The following is a 19220-nucleotide window of genomic DNA, read 5'->3' as shown; positions in this document are numbered from 1 at the left end:
TTCTACATTTTTTTTGCATTTAAAAACCAGCTTTAATTTCTCATCGAATTGTTGTGAAATGCATGTGAACTTGTCTAGTAATCATAAGAAAAAATACAGTAAGCAGATAGAGCCTATTTAACCATAAAACTAATTTTAACATTTTTTTCAGAGATTGAGTAGTCTCTACTGCGATTTTTTGTAAGAAAACCCGCACAGTTACAGTTGTTATGGTTTTGGCGTTGGCTTCGGTGTCGTCTTGGTATCTGTTTTGGAATCCGTCTTGCCTTCACTAGTAGTTGCGAACGGTGAATGGTACTCAGCTTCAAGCATCGTAATGATTCCATTTGTAATATGATCCTCTACTAAACTAGCTACATAACCTGGTAAGTTATCAATTTTATCTGGCAAATAGGCAATCGTCGTATGAACTTCGAACTGGGAGCGTGTGTATATCTTAATCTTATCCGGGTAAGATTCCGAAGGATCTGGCTTAATTTCGGAAACATCGGATAAAGCACTCTGCGGGATTTCTCCAAGTACTTTACAAAGCGCTGCTTTATTCGGATCATTGTCCGCCCATCCAGTTAAGATTGGCATATCGAGTGGAACACCACTGCCAGCCGGCAGTGTAATGACGCTGCCATCAGCAAGAACGGCTTGCTTCTTCCCATCAGGGTCAATCTGAAAAGCCACCTTAGGGAATTCTTCAACTTGAATGTGAATCAAGCCAGGAAATACTTTCTTCACGGTGGCCTTCTTGATCATAGGCACTGTAGAGATGCGTTGACCTATTGTTGCTGAGCTCACTGCGAAGAACCGATCCCCAATAGCAACTTGGCTGGCTTGTCCAATTACGTCAGACCCTAATAAGACATTTCCCTCTACTTCAATACGACTAATCCGGCTAAGTGAGGATTGAAAAAACAAAATTATCAACACAGTAAGGAAGAAAATAATTAAAAATGAAAGCAGTTTCCGATTCGTACGTGTTCGCGGCTTAGGTACCGGCAGCGTTGGTACTTTGTTATCTTCGGACAAGAGGGGCACCACCTAGTTATATGAATGACGACGTAATGGGAAATCGTGAATCCCCTCCTGATAACAGGAAGGGATGCGCGATTAGACACAAGATATTACTCACTTGGAACCGGCGCTTGTCGAAGCACAGATGCCCCAAGTCTGACTAGCATATGTTCAATCCTATCATAACCTCTATCAATGTGATGAATTTGTTCAACGATCGTTGTGCCATGCGCAGCTAGACCGGCGATTACAAGAGCAGCACCAGCCCGTAAATCAGTGGCCTCAACCGTTGCTCCATACAACCTTGGAACACCACGGATGAAGGCTGAACTCATGTCTACGCGAATATCTGCTCCCATTCGAGACAATTCATCCACGTGCTTAAATCTACCTTCAAATATCGTTTCTTTCATCACACTAAGTCCATCTGCTAGAGATAACAGCACCATGACCTGTGATTGTAAATCCGTCGGGAAAGAAGGATGCGGCGAAGTCACGATACGTTCAACTGCCTTGGGCCTTGCCTTGCAGCTTACATGTATTATATCACCGTCAGCAATGATTTGAACACCTGCACGCTTAAGCACATGGATGACCGAGGTCAAATGAGCAGGATTTACTCTTTCTAGGGTAATGTTCCCTCTGGTTGCCGCAGCAGCGACTAGAAAGGTACCTGCAACAATTCGATCAGGAATAATCCGATACGTGCAAGGCGAAAGCGTAGTAACACCGCGAATCGTGATCGTATCCGATCCGGCGCCGATAATGTCAGCACCCATCGCATTCAAAAAATTCTGTAAATCTTGAATCTCTGGCTCGCGCGCAGCATTATAAATCGTTGTTGTGCCTTCCGCTTTCACGGCGGCCATCATAATATTCTCGGTCGCCCCAACACTTGGGAAGTCCAAAAAGATTTCATTACCTAAGAGAGTTTCTGCCGTGCATACGATTCTATTGGAAAATTCTTCAATTTCAGCTCCGAGAGCTTGCAAACCTTTGAGGTGCAAATCGATTTTACGTTCGCCGATCGCACAGCCACCAGGTTGATATACAGTGACACTGCCGAATCTAGCGAGTAGTGGACCCATAAGAAAGATGGAAGAGCGCATCTGCCCCATCAATTCTTCGGGGATGTGGGAGGAATGAACTGTGGACGTTGTAATGGTTACCGTATCTCCTTGCTGCTCAGCTCGACAACCAAGTGAGCGTAGAATACGCAGCATGGTGTCGATATCGAGCAGATTAGGAACATTGTGTAAAGTATGCGTGCCACTAGCGAGTAAGCACGCAGCTAATATGGGTAATGCGGCGTTTTTAGCGCCGTGTATCTGGATGGCACCCGTGAGGGGTCTTCCACCTTCGATAACGAGCTTCTCCAAAATTCCACCTCCGATTTACCTCTCACCCATTACCAGAACCTCAGGTACCAGCTTAATCCCGTAAACTTGCTCTACGATCTGCTGCACCTCACTGATAAGCGTGAGAACGTCCTCGGCTGTAGCTTCTCCTGTATTAACAATGAAATTGGCGTGAAGCATAGAGATCTCGGCTCCACCGACACGTTTGCCTTTAAGACCTGCTTCTTCGATGAGTTTGGCTGCGAAGCCCCCTACGGGGTTGCGAAACACGCTTCCTGCGCAAGCTAATTGCAGTGGTTGCGTACGTAAACGGCGATCTCGGTAAGCAGCCATGGCACCGGCGATTTCGTTGCGGTCTCCAACCTGTAATTCAAAGACAGCTTCGGTTACAATGCCAGGCAATGTGTGCAAAATAGAATGTCGATAAGCATATTGTAAATCTTCTGCCTGCATGACGACCAATTCCCCTGTGTCCAGGATGACTTCAGCCTGCTTGAGTATGCGTGACACATCGGACCCGTGAGCCCCTGCATTCATGTAGACGGCGCCTCCCACAGAACCGGGAATCCCTGAAGCAAACTCCAGACCGGTTAATCCTTCTCTGGCTGCGAGTACAGACAATTTAATGAACGAATAGGAACCTCCTGCGTAAACCATCGCTCCGTCAAAGCGCAGGGTATCCAACGCCTGACCTAGTTTAATTACTACGCCACGAATTCCTTTATCTCGAACTAGCAAATTGGAGCCCCGCCCAATTATTGTCCAAGGTTCGCCACGCTCATGAAGAAACTTGATGGCAGCAGCAACCTGCTCTTTGGAATGGGGAATAATCAAGCAATCAGCCGGACCGCCGATTTTCCAAGTGGTATAGGGAGCCAGTCGTTCATTCGTTCTTATCTCGCCAATATTTGATGCCTTTAAGTCGGCTATTAACTTCTGCATGGGAAAACCTCCTTCACAGAACATAGGGCGAAATGTATGAGCTTCAACTAGGAATTCCAACATTTCATTCATAAGGAGCTTTACGAAGTTGGCCGGTCTTCGATCTTGCTCACTTAGGAAGCCTTAGGTGTCTGTCACGGTTATAGTGTAGTTTATGTAAAATCGGATAGAGTGTGACAATCGCCTATACGCTTTAACAAATTCAAAACGATTTGCTATGCGCTTCAATTAATTTCACGATGGTTGCAACGGCATCACTCTCATTGCGTGATTGCATCGCTGCTTTATAAGTCTCTCGGTTCTTGTATAGCTCCTCAACGTGCGAGGCAAGTCCGTCGGCGGTTAAGTCCTCCTCTTGAATCACATCGGCATATCCTGCCTTCTGAAAGGATGCAGCATTCAAAATTTGGTCCCCACGACTTGCCTGGCGGGAAAGCGGTATGAGGAGCATCGGCTTCTCCAAGCCCAGAAATTCAAAAATAGACGTTGCCCCTGCACGAGAAATAACAAGGTCTGTCATCGCTAACACATCTGGGAGTTCCTCGTTCAAATACTCAAATTGCTTATAACCACGAGTCGTAAGCAGCTCTGAAGCTACATTCCCTTTGCCGCACAGGTGCACGATTTGGAATTGTTGGAGCAAACGACCTAAGTTAGCACGTACAGCCTGATTCAGTACCTGCGAGCCTAAACTTCCACCCATGACTAAGATAACGGGCTTCTGTGTATGGAAATCGCATAACTGAAGTGCTCGCGATGCTTTACCACTGCTGATATGTTCACGGATCGGCAAGCCAGTAAGAACTGACTTTCCGCCCTTAATATGCGAAAGGGATTCTGGAAACGTTACACAGACCTTCGTTGCAAATGGAATTGAAATTTTATTCGCCAATCCTGGCGTCATGTCGGATTCATGAATAATGACAGGAATATTGTTCATTCGACTCCCAAGAACGACGGGAACGGAAACGAACCCGCCTTTTGAGAAGACAATGGCGGGCTTCAAACGTTTGAGCAACCGATAGGATTCATAGACACCTTTTATGACTTTGAACGGGTCTTTCATATTTTTGAGATCAAAATACCGACGCAATTTCCCTGATGAGATTGGATAAAAAGGAACCCCTTCTCGATCAATGATGTCTTTTTCAATACCTGTAGCAGAACCAATGTACTTCACATCCCAACCTAACTGCTTCAGCTTATGCATCAGCGCTAAGTTAGGGGTTACATGCCCAGCGGAGCCTCCTCCGGTAAATACGATCGTCTTCATTCCCCTGTCACCTCGAATAGCGGGATATATTAAGCAGGATACCGACAGATGTCAGCATGAGTGTCAATGAAGACCCCCCTGCACTTATGAAAGGCAGTGTAATTCCCGTTACTGGAAACATCCCAATAACAACACCGATATTAATAATAACTTGAACGGCAATCATGCCGATAATTCCTACTGCAATTAAACTGGCAAACGTATCCGGCGCCGTAATCGCTGCACGCATTCCCCGCCATACTAAGATGGTGAAGAGCAACAGGACTAAGCTGCCGCCAATAAAACCGAGTTCTTCGCCAATGATAGAAAAAATAAAATCAGTCTGCGGTTCTGGTAAGTAACTATACTTCTGCCGGCTCATGCCAAGTCCAAGGCCTACAAGACCTCCTGGTCCTATCGCATACAGGGATTGAATAGATTGATAGCCTGCGCCAAGCGGATCCTGCCAAGGGTCAAGAAAGGCTGTGATCCGTTTCAGGCGATACGGGGCGGCGATGACTAACCCAACAAAACCCGCAACCCCTATCATACCTAGATAAGAGAGATGAAGCAATCTTGCACCCGCTGTGTAGATAATTAATAGGGAAGCACCGACAAGGACAACCCCTGTTCCTAAATCAGGCTGAAGCATGATGAGACCGAATGCTAATCCCATAATTCCTAGCGGCGGCATTAACCCTTTGGTTAATGTAGTGATTTTGGATTGATTTTCGGACAACATTTTAGAAAGAAAGAGAATCATCCCGATTTTCATAAATTCAGATGGTTGAATCCCGAATGCACCAATCCCTAACCAGCTTCTGGCGCCACCACGAATGACCCCGATACCGGGAATCAATACAATAACGAGCATGCCAAAACAAATAATCAGTGCCAATTTGGCAAAACGTTTCCATACCAAATAATCAACATTCATGGTGAAGAACATCGCGACGATTCCTAGAACGGCGAAGATGAGTTGTCTTTTTAAATAATAAAAAGAATCACCAAACTCACGAAATGCAAGTACACTGCTTGCGCTGTAGACCATAATAACGCCGATTGTCAAAAGCAGCAAGGTTGGAATAATAATCCAAATGTCAGGAGCGGAGCGTGCTTTACCCATTGCAGACACCTCTTTGTCAGTTGTGGGCTCCCTACTAAGACAAGTTAACAGACAACGATTCGTCATCGAAAACTAGTCCTTTCGTGTGGATAAGCCCTACTTAAAGGTTATGCACGGACTCCTTAAACATGCGTCCCCTGTCCTCATAGGATGGAAACATATCCCAACTCGCACAAGCAGGTGAGAGAAGAACAATGTCTCCTCCTTCACTCATTTGCCAGGCAAGCTGAACGGCTTGAGAAACCGCGTCCGCTGCATCCTTAGCAGTATCGACGGTTTGAACCTTGCTAATCCCTGCCAATTCGGCAATATGCTTGATTTTTTCTTTGGTTTGCCCCAGGGAAACCACGCCTTTAACCTGTTCGCGTAAAATCGGCAGCAATTCCATGTAATCCGATCCGCGATCCAAGCCACCTGCAATGAGAACAACAGGTTGTTTAAAGACCTCTATCGTTTTAATCGTCGCGCTGGCGTTCGTTGATTTAGAGTTATTATAAAAGGTAACACCATCAAGTTCTCTAACAAGCTCTAGACGATGTTCTACGCCTTCAAAGTTCCTTAACACCTCAGCAATCGTAGTCAGTTCTACACCTGCTGTAATCGCCGCTAAAGCCGCTGCTAATGCATTCCCTACGTTAAAGCTACCTGGTATGCCCATCTCGTCCGCAGGTAAAATCGTTTGAACATCCCCTTGGCCATTCGCATAGACCAGGCAGTTCGTTTCCGCATCCATATAAGCACCTAAGGCCAGCTTTTCTTGCAATGAAAAATGAAGCTGCTTCGCCTTAATTGTTGGTACCAATCGACGACATACCTCGTCGTCCCAGTTCAGAATCGCAGTGTCCGAATCTGTTTGATTCTCGAATATTTTGGCCTTGGACGCAATATAGTCTTCAATATTACCATGGTAGTCCAAATGAGTTTCATAGAGATTTAGAAATAGCGCGATGTTTGGACGAAACGCTGTTGTCCCCTTCAGCTGGAAGCTGCTTAATTCCACTACCATCCAATTCTCCGCTGTGACTTCAGGAGCAGCCTCGGTTAACGCGCGGCCAATATTCCCTGCCACTACCGGTTTCAAACCAGCCTTATCCAACATCAAGCCGATAAGCGTGGTTGTCGTGGTTTTCCCATTTGAGCCTGTAATCCCAATGATGGGAGCTTCACAGAATTGATAGGCGACCTCAACCTCTGTCACGACCTCAATGCCGAGTGCTTCCGCTTTCCGAATGGGATCTACGGAATATGGAATACCAGGGTTTTTCACAACGAGCGCAACCCCATCATGCACGAGGGACTCCGGATGAAACCCACATACAACAGAAATACCCAGAGCCTCCAGTTCGTCGGCTTCAGGGCATGCACTACGATCCTTTTTGTCATTGACAGTGACGATTGCTCCCTTTTGATGAAAAAGCTTAGCTGCAGCGACACCGCTGCGAGCCAAGCCAAGTACAACCACTTCAAGTCCACGATAATCCCGCGGATGCTTCATGTTCTACAACACCTCATTCATATATAATCCCAGCACAGCAAGTACGAGACCCACAACCCAGAACGTAATAACAACTCGCCACTCGGACCAACCAACCAATTCAAAGTGATGATGAATCGGACTCATTTTGAATACACGTTTCTTTCTTGTTTTGAACGATACGACTTGGATTACAACGGATAGGATCTCGATCAAAAATACACCGCCAATAATTGCAAGAAGCAGTTCTGCTTTCGTTAAGATCGCTACTGCGACAAGTCCACCGCCGATTCCTAGTGAACCCGTGTCTCCCATGAACACCTTAGCTGGGTGAGCATTGAAAACAAGAAATCCAAGTACGGCACCAACCATGGCTGCTGAGAAAATGGCTGCTTCTGGCTGTGTGTTATTCATTGCGATGACCGTATAGGCACCAAATGCAATTGCACTTGTCCCCGCTAACAAGCCGTCCAAACCGTCTGTGAAGTTAACGGCATTCGAAGCCCCTAGCATTAGGATTGCCATAAGTGGGAAATACAACCAACCTGCATTCATATGATAAGAAACAAAAGGAATATAAATATCAGTGCTATGTCCTTGCATAATAAGTAAATAACAGACAATGGCAGAAATCAATAATTGACCGAAAAGCTTTTGCTTTGCCGTGAGTCCCAAAGAGCGTTTAAAAATAATTTTGATATAGTCATCTAAGAATCCAACTAGACCGTAACCCAACGAGGCTAGTAAAAGGATTAGCAAGTCTATGTTTCTGTCCGCAAATCGAAGTGTAGCCAAAGAAAGCGCAAGCAAAATGATGACGCCGCCCATTGTTGGCGTACCTTGTTTTTTGAGATGTCCTTGCGGGCCATCCTCACGGATTTGTTGCCCAAATTTCATTCGTCGTAAAATAGGTATACATAATGGCCCCATGATCAGCGCGAGCACAAATGCCACACCCATTGTTAATAATACTGCGTTTTCCACGTTGGTTCCCCCTGCTCATTTCTCCTGTAAAAACGATGTCCTCCTAAGGGGACAGCGTTATGGAAGCCTCGAAATTGGCACAGCCAATTTGAGGGTAGTACTTTTAGGCTAATAAGCTATGGACAACCTGCTCAAGCCGCATGCCACGCGAGCCCTTCACGAGCACGAGATCCTCGGCGCGAGCGAGCGCTGCTAGCTCCTCCGCGAGCTGCGCCTTGTCGTCGTAGGCGCGCACCTGCGCCGCCGGGAAGTGCAGAGCCGCTTCGTCTGCGATGAAGCGGCCAAGACGCCCGAACGTGAAGACGTAGTCTACACGTTCCGGAGACAACATCGCGCCTATGCCGCGATGGAACTGCTCTTCGTGCTCGCCAAGCTCCAGCATGTCGCCGAGCACGAGGAACTTCCGACCGAAGCCGCTCAGCTGCTCGGTCAGGGCAATCGCCGCCCGCATGGAGGCGGGGCTAGCGTTGTACGCATCGTTAAGCACGGTCAGCCCAGAGGCTGCCGTGAGCTTCTCGATGCGCATGCTTGTCATCTGCAGCGCGCGAAGCCCCGCTGCAATCGCACTTGGCGAGACACCGAAGGTCTCGCCAAGTGCGATAGCCGCTAACGCATTCACGACGTTATGCGTGCCGAGCAACGGAATGAACAATTCCGGGTAATCCGGTGAATTAATAGAGAAATATGCCCCTTCCGCATCCATTCGGATATCCGTTGGGAAGCGATCATTGCCTTGTTCTTGGCCGAAGCGAGTGCGGCGCAAACCTGTCGGTAGATCAAGTTCGCCCAGTGCTTGTTCAATTAATGGCTCATCGCCATTATAAATGATCAAGCTATCCTGTGGCATGCCTGTCACGATTTCAGCCTTGGCCCGTGCAATCTCATCTCGTGAGCCTAGTTGCAGCATATGCGATTCGCCGATCATTGTAATAATGGCAGCTTCTGGCTCCGCCAGTTCTGACAGCAGTGCAATCTCCCCACGTCCACTCATTCCCATTTCTACGACTGCAAATTGCGTCGATTCTTCTAGTAGCAGAAGTGTTAGGGGTAAACCAATATGATTATTCAGGTTGCCCTTCGTTTTATGAACTTGATAAGTGCTGCCCAGCACGGCGGCAACCAAATCTTTGGTCGTCGTCTTTCCGTTGCTTCCCGTAATCCCGATGATACGTACAGAAAGCTCTTTGCGATAGGCTTTGGCCAAGTCTTGGAGAGCCGTAAGCGTATCCTCAACGAGGATAAAGGGAATACCAGCTGGCACCGCGCCGTGATCCGCTTGCCAAAGAATAGCCCCAGCTCCTTTTTGATAAGCATCTCCTACATAATCATGGCCATCGAAATTATCACCTATTAGCGGGATAAAGAGACTGCCAGCCTGAATGGAACGCGTATCTGTTGAAACACCTGTTATCGCAATCTCACCATGAACACCGGGCACTTCGCTGCGGAGCATCGTTGCAATTTGACCTAATGTACGCTGAATCATTGTGTTCTCTCCCTTATCGCAGCCTTAGCCACCAAACGATCGTCGAAATCATGCTTAACACCCATGATATCCTGATACGTTTCGTGGCCTTTTCCCGCTATCAATATTACATCTTTAGGGCCTGCCCCTTCAATAGCCTTTTGTATCGCTTTTTTGCGATCTGCCAGTAACATATACTGATTCTCTGGGTAATGCATACCTATTAAACCTGGTACAATATCCGCAAGAATCGCTTCCGGATCTTCTGTACGCGGGTTATCTGACGTCACATATATAAAGTCACTATACTTGGCAACGACTTCTCCCATGATAGGACGCTTCGTTCTGTCCCGATCACCGCCACACCCAAAAACGGTAATAATCCTACCTTCAGCAAACTCACGTACTGTAGAAAGGGCATTATCCAAACCGTCTGGCGTGTGTGCGTAGTCAACTAGAACCAGGAAATCCTGACCCTCATTCACAACTTCCATCCGGCCTTCCACAAATGCGATGCCTTCTAGACTATCTCGAATGGCTTCCAGTGCGAACCCCTCTGCTAACGCAGTTGCAATGGCTCCCAGTGCATTATATACATTAAATTTCCCTACTAACTGCATGCGTAAGAACGCATCACCAGCAAAAGATTTCAATTGAAATTCAGTTCCTTTGGCTGAGATACGAATGTTCGTAGCCCGTACATCGCATTCTTTTTCAATCCCGTATGTAATGACTTGTGCAGCTGTTAATTTGTGCAACATGTGCGACGCTTCATCATCTACATTGAGAATGGCGTATTGTCTGGCATCTGGATCAGCGGAAAAACCATTCCCAAGTCTTCCAAACAACAAACCTTTGGCTGCAGCGTAGGCTTCCATCGTTTTGTGTTCATTCAGATGGTCTTGCGTTAGATTCGTAAAAATGCTCGAACGGAAATGGACCCCTTTCACCCTTCCCATATCTAAGCCGTTTGACGTAACCTCCATCACACAGTATTGCACGCCTCGATCAGCCATATTTCGCAGTATACGCTGAAGCTCAATCGATTCCTGTGTATTCGTCGCTTTATTTACGATATAGCTCTCACCAATTTTGATATGGATATTGCCCATTAACCCTGTCACATAGCCTTGATCCGCGATGATTTTCTCAAGGATGTACGTGGACGTTGTCTTCCCATTCGTTCCGGTAATACCGATAATTTTGATCTCTTTGCTCGGATACCCGAAAAAGTGAGCAGAAAGAGCTGCCATCGCATAACGGGCATCTTTCACAACAAGCTGCGGGACAGTAACGTCCAATACACGTTCCGTTACAAGCGCAGAAGCCCCTAGCGCAATCGCTTTAGGGGCGTAGTCGTGACCATCTACTAGTAATCCGGGAATACAGAAAAACAAATCCCCAGGCTTTATTTTACGAGAGTCTGCCTCAATTCCCGTAATCTCCGTATTGTTATCGCCATGTATATGGGTAATGAGCAGTGCGGAAGCAAGCTCCTGCAGTTTCATAAGCAACCCTCTCTTCCTTGAATTCCCTATCTATTATGGACAATTTTATGCGTGTAGAAAAGCCAAACATGTCTTCTTGGCAAATCTTTTTTTATTTCTATTAGAATTCCTACTTCTCAGGATCCACATCGGATAAGAAAATACGGATCGTTGAGCCTTGATCTACTCTTGAACCTGCTTTAGGCGCTTGAGAGATGACGTACTTCCCATTCCCTGACTTAGCTAGCTTGAAATTCATGTTCAGGTCTTCTAATATATCATCAACTGACGCTCCAACCAAGTCCGGAACTTCAACAACTGGAATTTCTCCATAGCGATACTCTTTGTCAAGTTGATTTTTGTCAGGTTCTACCTTCATATAGCGTAAAGCGTCTGCCATAATATCCCTTACCAAAGGTGCTGCAATCAGACCTCCGAATTGAATCCCTTTCGGATCATCCACAGCCGCATACACAACAATTTTGGGATTATCCGCTGGCGCGAAGCCGATGAATGACACGATATGCTCATCTGGCGAATAGCGTCCGTTGATAACTTTCTGTGCGGTCCCTGTTTTCCCGCCTACACGGTACCCGTCTATAAATGCATTGCGACCCGTCCCTTTCGCGACAACGCTCTCCAGCGCTTCACGAACTTGTCGAGACGTATCTTCAGAGATGACATTGCGCACTAGCTCTGGCTCAACAACATCGACGACCTCTCCCGTATCTGGATTGGAAAAGGATTTGGCCACATAGGGTTTAAACAGCTTCCCACCATTGATTGCAGCTGAAACAGCTGTAATCTGTTGTATCGGTGTAACGGAAACCCCTTGACCGAAAGCCGTCGTTGCCAATTCAACAGGTCCTACCTGGGACGGTTTGAACATGATTCCGTTCTCTTCTCCGCCTAGGTCAATACCAGTCTTTTTACCAAAACCAAATCGGGAAATATAATCAAACAATTTCTCTTTCCCTAAGCGTTGTCCCATCACGACGAAACCCGGGTTACATGAGTTCTGAACTACCTGCAGCATCGTTTCACTGCCATGTCCACCACGTTTCCAACAACGCAACCTAGCGCCCCCAACTTCAATGGCACCTGGATCAAAAAATTGCTCATTCTTCAGATCTACTTTCTTTTCTTCAAGTGCTGCAGCAAGGGTAATAATTTTGAACGTAGAACCGGGCTCGTACGTTTTCCAAATAGGTAAATTTCGATTATACGTTTCTGCTGGTGACTCCATATATTTGCTAGGATCATAGGTCGGACGACTACCCATCGATAAGATTTCGCCGGTATTCGGATCCATCATAATCGCAATGACGTTTTGCGCCTGATATTGGACCATGGCTTGATCTAACGAGCGTTCCATAACTGATTGCAAATGACTGTCGATGGTTAACTTCACATTCAATCCATCTTTAGGCGGTGTATACACATCGGTGGTACCTAATAGTTTGCGACCGGCCGCATCTGTCATATAGGAAATACTGCCTGCAAGTCCTGTTAACTGAGAATTATATTTGGATTCTATTCCTGTTAGACCTTTATCTATCCCCGCAAATCCAAGAATGTGCGCTGCAAGAGATCCATAGGGATAATAACGCTTATTATCTTCTGCTACAACGATACCTGGCAATTCCAACTTTCTAACCTCTTGCGCTTTTTCAATCGAAATTTTACGACCAGAAGGTCTTATATTGTTTTGCGAGGTTTTTTTAGTTATTTGTTTGAAAATATCTTCTTCATTGCCTTCGAGCACTTCTGCCAGCTTAACTGCAGTGGCACGGGGATCTTTAATTTGCACGGGAATAGCCACAATCGTAGGTGTACTCATGCTATACGTCAAGGTTAACCCGTTGCGGTCTTGAATTTCACCCCGTTTAGGTGCAAAAGCAATCTCTCTTCGCCAGCTTTCCTCCGCCTTAATCGCGAGTTCTTGTCCAATCCAAAGTTGAACATAGGCTAAACGAATGATAAGTGCTGTAAAGATAACAGTTGCAATGATTAACGCCGTAAATAATCTGCGACGAACGGTAACGTTAGAAGCCCGCATGAACGTTCAGTCTCCCTTCCCACTATTGTCATGTTCATTCCTAACATGACTATTCGGGACAACCAGGGGTTAGAACAAGCTGTTCACGATCACGGCTTTTTTGCGGTTGCTCTTTGCGTTTCTGTTTTGGCATTCGGTGATGGTGAAGGCGTAGGTGAGCCAGCTGGCGTTGCATTAGATGTAGACCCTGTCGTTGCTGATTTATCCCCAAGCGGCTTAAGTTGCAGGGTAACTGCACGATTGTCATCAGCTGCAGATTGCTCAGATACATAGCCTTCTCCAGATGTTTGACAATCAATCTTGAAGAAGGAGCATGTCTCTACAGCATCACGCAGCGATCTGCCTACTAGATTCGGCAGCGGCATCTCCTCAACAGGTTGCATAGCAACATAGATTTGCTGTGTAGACAAAATTTGAGTACCCGCCTTCGGGAATTGATCAACTACCTTCTCCCCTTTACCAAATACTTCAAGGGACAGACCGATATCCTTGGCCGTTCCTTTGGCATTCGCAGAAGAAACATCCATTAAATTCGGTACATTCAGACGATTTGCTTCTTTGGTAACAGTTTTCGGTTTTTTACTTGACGGCACACCCATATATTGCAGGGACTCGCCTACGATTTCTTTGAAGGCAGGTGCTAGAACCTGTCCACCTAAATGATAGTTTCCGCCAAGATCAGGTTGATCTGCGATCAATGTAATTAAAATGCGAGGATCCTCTACTGGCGCATAGCCAATAAACGAGATCACCCACGTATCAGATGAGTACGTTTTTTCACCAGGAAGTACGATGTTCGCCGTCCCTGTTTTCCCCGCTATCCGATAATCCTCCATATAAGCAAGTTTACCTGTCCCGACTTCTTGGTCCGAAACGACTTGCTCTAGATAGCCACTTACCGTCGCAGCTGTCTGAGGGCTCACCACTTGTCTAATCACTTGCGGCTCAAAAGCAGTTACCACTTTACCAGTTTTCGGATCGACAATATCCTTGACAATGTGTGGCCACATCAATTTACCCCCATTGGCGATGGCTGCGTAAGCTGCCGTTTGTTGAATGGCCGTTACCACGACTTTCCCTTGTCCATAGGTTGCTGTTGCAAACTCCGATGGATAATTCATATCAATAAGGCCTGAAACTTCACCTGGCATGTCAATGTTTGTTTTCTGTTCGAAGCCAAACTTTTCGATGTATTTACTAAGTTTTGTCTGAGTCAGTTTCTCAATCCCCAGCTTTACAAAGGCAACGTTACTAGACCGTTTGAGTCCTTCTAAAAAAGTAATCTTCCCCCACCCAACAAGATTATGGTCATGGAGAATACGGTCAGACACTTTAATCGCACCCGATTGATAAGTTTCTGTTGGATTGAATACCCCTTCTTCTACAGCACCTGCAAGGGTAACTAACTTAAAGGTAGAACCGGGCTCATACCTGGAAGAAATAGCGCCATTTCTAAAATCTTTCTGTGGATCATAATTCCAATATGTATTTGGATTAAAGGTAGGTGTATTGGCCATTCCTAGAATTTCCATCGTTTTGGGATCCACTGCAATGGCCGTTAAGCTTTTCGGGTGCCACTTGTCATTTACTTTAGCTAATGCACTCTCTAAGTAAAATTGAATGTTTTTATCAATCGTAAGCCTCACATTATTGCCGTCTTCAGCAGGCTTAAAGTTTACCTTGGCATCAGGAAGCTCCACGCCTTTCCCATCTTTCTCATAGCTCAGCATTCCTGGAACACCCTTGAGTGTATCGTTTAACTTCAGCTCCATCCCTTGTGCTGCTTCGCCTTCTTTGTTCGTATATCCAAGGATATGAGAGGCTAAGGTTTCGCCTGGATAATATCGCTTCTTATCCTCCAAAATGGAAATTCCCACCAATGCTCTAGAACCCAATTTCAGCTTCGTTTGAAGATCAGTGATGAGTACACGGACTTGATCCGCTTTCTCTTTGTCTATCTTCCAACCTTCGTTCCTCACTTCTACGTTTGCAGCGAAATCTGTACCATCAAGATTTTTTTTCGTTGCTCTTTCCCGGATCTTATTGACCAGTTCGGCACGCTTCGCCTCAGATTCCTTCAAAATATCGGCTAAACCTTGGGTTACATCCTCTGTAATGTGTAACGCATCGATTACCTTAGGATTTAAGGCGATCGTATAGGCAGTCGCTTCTACGGCAAGCACCTTATCATTACGGTCCAAAATGGACCCGCGAACCGGCGCTAACACCTTATCCGTTTCCCATCTCTTCTCGGCTTTCTCTAGCAACCAAGAGGCCTCTACCACTTGAATCCAATAGACTTTAACCATAAGGACAACAAAAAGAAGGGTAAAAAACCCTCCGATTAGCAATGAACGCAACTTAATTTTTTTAGTCATATGAGTACCTGCCTGTTACGGTTTAGAAGCTGATTTCGTATTTTTGCCACTCGTCGAAGCCGTGGATGAACTCGTTTTCGATTTCGTAGTTGTCGTCGATTGTGCTACGACATTACCTTGCTTCTGCTCTTGTACATTAAACCCGAGGCGTACAGCTTCCTCTTTTAAACGATCAGGACTTTGAAGTTTCTCTACTACTTGCTTAAGGGCGCTATTCTGCGCCTGAATTTCACGAATCTCACCTTGCATTTTGAGAATGTTCGCGTTCATCTGATAGATGGCTGCAAACCGCCAAATGATGACACCGGCAACAATGACACATAGGACGACTGTGAATAAATAAAGCATTTTTTCTTGTGCAGGCAATGAGGAGTTGCGATAAACAACTTTGGTTGTTTCTTTTATCTTTACACGCTGTTGCGGGTTCGGTTTGCGTTTAGGATCAAGTGCCAAATTGCCTTGGATATAGGATGACATCGCTTATTCCTCCCTTGGTTTAAAGCTTTTCTGCTATACGCAGCTTAGCCGATCTGGCTCGCTGATTCACTTCCAGTTCATGTTCACTAGGTAAAATAGGTTTGCGGGTTACTAATTTTAGCTCCCCAGCTTTTTCGCACACACACATTGGAAACCCAGGCGGGCAGGTACATTTCTCCACATTTTTAACGAAAAATTGCTTGCAAATTCGGTCTTCTAGCGAGTGGAAGGTTATCACCGCAATACGACCTTGAGGAGCTAGACAGTTAAGCGACTGCTGCAGCGCCTCTTCAAACGCTCCAAGCTCATCATTCACGGCGATTCGCAACGCTTGGAAGCTTCGTTTCGCTGGGTGACCTCCAGTCCGTCTAGCGGCCGCTGGGATCCCCTCTTTGATCAACTCAACGAGTTCCCCAGTCGTTTCGATTGGTTTCTTCGCTCGCGCTTCCACAATCACACCAGCGATACGTCTTGAGAACTTCTCTTCGCCATATTCAAATAGAATTCGTGCTATTTGTTCAGCTGGCCATTCATTAACGATTATTTTGGCTGTTAAGGATGTGTCGCGATCCATTCTCATGTCCAGCTCAGCATCCTGGTTGTAGCTAAAGCCACGATCACCATCATCCAGTTGTGGAGAGGATACGCCTAGATCGAACAAAATGCCATCCACTTGCGGCTTTCCATCCCGCATCGCCTTGGGAACTCCACGTAAGACTAATTCAATGTCTCTAAAGTTACTTTTGATAATCGCTACACGATCCAGATAAGGAGCCAGCACGGTTTGCGCGTTGGCCAGAGCGATATCATCTTGATCAAGGGCAATCAGCAACCCATCGGGACCTAATTGGGATGCGATTAGTGAGCTATGCCCAGCGCCTCCCATTGTACAATCCACGTAAACACCATCAGGTTTTATATGTAAACCTTCTACAGATTCTTCTTTTAGTACAGTCACATGATGAAACACTTGTTGTCCTCCTAAAAGTTTTGCCTTAGCAAAACTGACTTCATAAGCCTATTTTTAAACACGATACTTCTATAAATCAAAATTAAAATCGACCAGCTTCTCTGCTATTTCATTGAATGATTGTTCAGACTCATTGGCATAGCTTTCCCAAACTTGCTTACTCCAAATCTCCACACGATTAGAAACACCGATCACGACGCAATCTTTCTCTAATTTGGCATGGTCGACGAGATTGCTTGGAATGTTGGCTCGTCCTTGTTTATCTAGCTCACATTCGGTTGCACCTGAGAAGAAAAAACGGGTAAAGGCACGTGCATCTGACTTCATTAATGGCAATGCTTTCAGCTTCTGTTCGAGAATTAACCATTCGGATTGTGGGTAAACGAATAAACATTGATCTAATCCACGGGTGATGACAAAAGCTTCGCCAAGGGCTTCACGAAATTTAGCCGGGATAATCATTCGGCCCTTCTCGTCAATGCTATGTTGATATTCACCCATAAACATAGCATCTCGCCCCCTTTCCCTCCACTTTGTACCACTTTCCACCACATTTGAATCAATATTCGCTAAAAATAAAAGAAATCCTGCTTAGTTAGCAGGATTAATTAATTTTTTTCATTTTTTAGGTCTATTCTGTGCCTTTTGTTACTTGTTCGGTCACATCAAGTGCTCGTCCAGTATCATTTTGTTCTTTTAGCTGCAAACGTAATTCCTTCAAATGCCTGTTCCGCTTGCGTCTGTATACCCAAATCGGGATGCCAATCAAGACTAAAATCACCAAAACTGGCACCGCGGCAGCCAGAAATACGAGGACTCCTTGTAAGACAGCGACCAATACATTCAGACTTGAGCCCCATGCCTTCTCAACGCGTTCCGCTAAAGTTAGTTCATTCGGGTCAGAAAGAAGTGGCTTTTTGCCTGTTTGTTGATACATGCGCAGCTCGATTGTTGAATACGAAACATTTTGATCCAAATATCGCATTCTGCCTTTGATTTGCTCTATCGCCTCTTGTACCTTAGCTAACTCGTTCGAAAATGCCAGAAGATCGTCTGTTTTCGAAGCCTTTTCCATGAAACTAAACAGCCTCGTTTCAACGAGCTGTTTGGCTGTCAAACGAGAGCTAAGATCCACGTACTCTTCTGTCACGTCTTGCCCTTGCACATTTCTTTGTAGCGCGGGGCTGATCTTCTCTAGACCATCCAGCATGGATACAAAACCGTTCGCTGCTACTTTAATGGTGTAGGTTCCGCCCTTTTCCCCCGTATTCGCATTCTCCGAAAATTGCAAAATGTAAGCGCCGCTTAATGCAACGAGATCGCGCAGCTGGGTTTGTGCTTTCGCGTAATCCTCAACAGGCATGACTAGATTCGCTCGATAAATGAGCTTACGGTTAAAGCCTGCCTCTTGATCGTTCCCGCTCGCTGACATGACCACGTTGGGCGCAGCCGCCTTACCGACGGATGCTGCACCTACAACAGGCGCTACCTTCGCATCAACTGCAGGAGCAGCATCTTTGGCGACTGCTAGTTGATCCGTAGTCACTGTGGACGATTTCCCACTGTTCATCTCGCTTTTTGCCGACGATGCAGACGTGTCCCCTTTACTCTCTGAGGACGCACTACATCCAGCAAGCACCCCCACGGTCAACAAACACAGCACAATCATCAAAGCTAAACTTGTTCTGGTCTTACCCCCCATTTTACCATGCCCCCAATTTCCATTTTTAGGTTATCCACCCTCTAAACGGAATGTGAATGACTTAAGTTGCATGGGATACGGCTGACGAGGAAAATAAAGTAGTTAACTATGTTAAGGGGCAATGAGGGTTGAGGTTGAGGTTGAGGTTGAGGTTGAGGTTGAGGTTGAGGTTGAGGTTGAGGTTGTTTGAACAGAAGATCAGCAACCGTTCAAACCTTTCCACAATCTAACTGGAAAAACTACATCTATTTCCGAGAATTACCCGCGGAAATAGGGATTAGATGGAAATTATCCAGTTATTTTCACTTGATAAGAGCAATACCATTGAATACCGCAAAATTAGCTGTAGTAAATCCAGTTATTCCCGCAAAACAACCCATTTTTATATATTTAACTGTATAAAATACATTAATTCAGACAACTAGCCACAAATGCCGCCAATTAAACTACTCACTCTAAGCAAATAGAAGTTTTGCAAAACTTCCCCAACAAATAAAACCCCTTCACTCCACAAGTGGACTAAAGGGGTTACCGATCAAAT

General features: G+C 45.8%; 15 protein-coding genes. All 15 read right to left on the bottom strand.

What is annotated here, in order from left to right; translation table 11 throughout:
- Nucleotides 1-207: 207 nt before the first annotated feature.
- Nucleotides 208-1020: a cell division protein FtsQ/DivIB gene (locus J2736_RS12670; protein WP_310227026.1), complete on the bottom strand. Its 813-nt coding sequence runs from the start codon at nt 1018-1020 to the stop codon at nt 208-210.
- Between the two features lie 95 nt (nt 1021-1115).
- Nucleotides 1116-2384 carry a UDP-N-acetylglucosamine 1-carboxyvinyltransferase gene (gene murA, locus J2736_RS12665; protein WP_310227023.1) on the bottom strand — a complete coding sequence of 423 codons (1269 nt, stop codon included), beginning with the start codon at nt 2382-2384 and terminating at the stop codon, nt 1116-1118.
- Between the two features lie 15 nt (nt 2385-2399).
- Nucleotides 2400-3305: a UDP-N-acetylmuramate dehydrogenase gene (gene murB, locus J2736_RS12660; protein WP_310227021.1), complete on the bottom strand. Its 906-nt coding sequence runs from the start codon at nt 3303-3305 to the stop codon at nt 2400-2402.
- A gap of 202 nt (nt 3306-3507) precedes the next feature.
- Nucleotides 3508-4578 carry an undecaprenyldiphospho-muramoylpentapeptide beta-N-acetylglucosaminyltransferase gene (locus J2736_RS12655; protein WP_310227019.1) on the bottom strand — a complete coding sequence of 357 codons (1071 nt, stop codon included), beginning with the start codon at nt 4576-4578 and terminating at the stop codon, nt 3508-3510.
- 7 nt (nt 4579-4585) lie between these two features.
- Nucleotides 4586-5683 carry a stage V sporulation protein E gene (spoVE, locus tag J2736_RS12650; protein ID WP_310227017.1) on the bottom strand — a complete coding sequence of 366 codons (1098 nt, stop codon included), beginning with the start codon at nt 5681-5683 and terminating at the stop codon, nt 4586-4588.
- A 100-nt stretch (nt 5684-5783) separates the two neighbouring features.
- Nucleotides 5784-7178: a UDP-N-acetylmuramoyl-L-alanine--D-glutamate ligase gene (gene murD / locus J2736_RS12645; protein ID WP_310227015.1), complete on the bottom strand. Its 1395-nt coding sequence runs from the start codon at nt 7176-7178 to the stop codon at nt 5784-5786.
- A gap of 3 nt (nt 7179-7181) precedes the next feature.
- Complete coding sequence (mraY, locus tag J2736_RS12640; RefSeq protein WP_310499114.1) at nt 7182-8117, bottom strand: phospho-N-acetylmuramoyl-pentapeptide-transferase; 936 nt, start codon at nt 8115-8117, stop codon at nt 7182-7184.
- A gap of 127 nt (nt 8118-8244) precedes the next feature.
- Nucleotides 8245-9627, bottom strand: coding sequence for a UDP-N-acetylmuramoyl-tripeptide--D-alanyl-D-alanine ligase (locus J2736_RS12635; protein WP_310227013.1), 1383 nt, complete (start codon nt 9625-9627; stop codon nt 8245-8247).
- Nucleotides 9624-11114: a UDP-N-acetylmuramoyl-L-alanyl-D-glutamate--2,6-diaminopimelate ligase gene (locus J2736_RS12630; RefSeq protein WP_310227012.1), complete on the bottom strand. Its 1491-nt coding sequence runs from the start codon at nt 11112-11114 to the stop codon at nt 9624-9626. Before J2736_RS12630 ends, J2736_RS12635 begins: the two co-directional genes overlap by 4 nt.
- Before the next feature lie 109 nt (nt 11115-11223).
- Complete coding sequence (locus J2736_RS12625) at nt 11224-13152, bottom strand: stage V sporulation protein D (RefSeq protein WP_310227011.1); 1929 nt, start codon at nt 13150-13152, stop codon at nt 11224-11226.
- An 89-nt stretch (nt 13153-13241) separates the two neighbouring features.
- On the bottom strand, nt 13242-15530 hold the full coding sequence (locus J2736_RS12620) for a penicillin-binding transpeptidase domain-containing protein (protein WP_310227009.1): 2289 nt from the start codon (nt 15528-15530) through the stop codon (nt 13242-13244).
- 15 nt (nt 15531-15545) lie between these two features.
- A complete protein-coding gene (locus J2736_RS12615) occupies nt 15546-16007 on the bottom strand; it encodes a septum formation initiator family protein (protein WP_310227007.1) in 462 nt (153 codons plus the stop codon).
- A 19-nt stretch (nt 16008-16026) separates the two neighbouring features.
- The gene (gene rsmH, locus J2736_RS12610; protein ID WP_310227005.1) at nt 16027-16977 is read right to left on the bottom strand and encodes a 16S rRNA (cytosine(1402)-N(4))-methyltransferase RsmH; all 951 of its coding nucleotides are present in this window, start codon (nt 16975-16977) and stop codon (nt 16027-16029) included.
- Nucleotides 16978-17046: 69 nt separating this feature from the next.
- Nucleotides 17047-17484 (bottom strand): division/cell wall cluster transcriptional repressor MraZ, encoded by a 438-nt coding sequence (gene mraZ, locus J2736_RS12605; protein ID WP_056612672.1) that lies wholly within the window; start codon nt 17482-17484, stop codon nt 17047-17049.
- A 124-nt stretch (nt 17485-17608) separates the two neighbouring features.
- Nucleotides 17609-18679, bottom strand: a complete 1071-nt coding sequence (locus J2736_RS12600; protein WP_310227001.1) for a DUF4349 domain-containing protein — start codon at nt 18677-18679, stop codon at nt 17609-17611.
- Between the last annotated feature and the right edge of the window lie 541 nt (nt 18680-19220).

Origin of the sequence: Paenibacillus qinlingensis (assembly GCF_031455095.1) — a bacterium.
GTDB lineage: Bacteria > Bacillota > Bacilli > Paenibacillales > NBRC-103111 > Paenibacillus_E > Paenibacillus_E qinlingensis_A.
The sequence above is the reverse complement of the archived record's forward strand: the minus strand, read 5'-3'. Positions and strand labels throughout refer to the sequence as shown.